Annotated in this window: 1 protein-coding gene; it reads right to left on the reverse strand. The window is 60.5% G+C overall.

All coding sequences use genetic code 11. The features are described from left to right. Nucleotides 1–596, reverse strand: a 596-nt coding sequence (locus AC1DH9_RS30065) for a GAF domain-containing protein (RefSeq protein WP_477809443.1), incomplete at its 3' end; no start/stop codon positions are given. Nucleotides 597–821: the final 225 nt, after the last annotated feature.

Consider the following 821-nt stretch of genomic DNA (forward strand, 5'->3'; position numbering starts at 1 on the left):
AACGCGGTGCTGTCATGCGCCCGGCCCAACGGGCCTTCGCGGGTCAGATCGAGTACACCAAGGATGTCGCCTTGAGGGCAGTGAATCGGCACCGAGCTGCAGGAGAAATCGCTGAGACGATCGAGGTAATGTTCGCCACAGTCGATCAACGTCGGTCGGGCTTCCACCAGCGCAGTGCCGAGGGCGTTGGTGCCGCGTGCAGCTTCACTCCAGCAGGCGCCCAGGGTGATGTCTTGCAGGCCACTGCCCTTGAGGCGGTCGGCGCGGCCTTCGACCGCGAGAATGGTCGCCTCGGAATTGGCGAGGATGATCAACCCTTCCTTGCCCTGACGCTCGGCCAGGTAATCGATGGCCGGCATCGCRGCGTCGATCAGCAAGCGATTGCTCGCCAGCAACACCTCGAGGCTCGCACTCGATTCCAGTGCCAGCTCATGCTTGCCATTGAAGTGCACGCCATGGCTTAAGCTGCGCCGCCATGAGGCATCGATTTCAGCGCGCAACACCCCGTTCGGGACTTCGCCTTCAAGGTGAAGTTTCTCCCGAGCCAGCCGGGCTTCATGTTGCGGTTGTGGCGTTATTGTTTTTATAAGAGTCATCAAGCGCTCCGGATCGGTCCGCCCAGTCTCTGGCCGGGTCACTTCCCGACATGCGACGAAGCACGCATGCCATGGGGAAATATCTACCCGGTTCAGGTGGCAGTAAAGGGAAGTTTGCCCGATACCTCGGACAGCCCTTCCCTCACGCAAAACCTGCGCCATGGGAATTCGGCGCCAGCGCCTATCTTTACGTTAACGTCAAGAGACTGGCAAGTGCCGTAGAGC

This window comes from Pseudomonas sp. 05T35 (assembly GCF_056396605.1).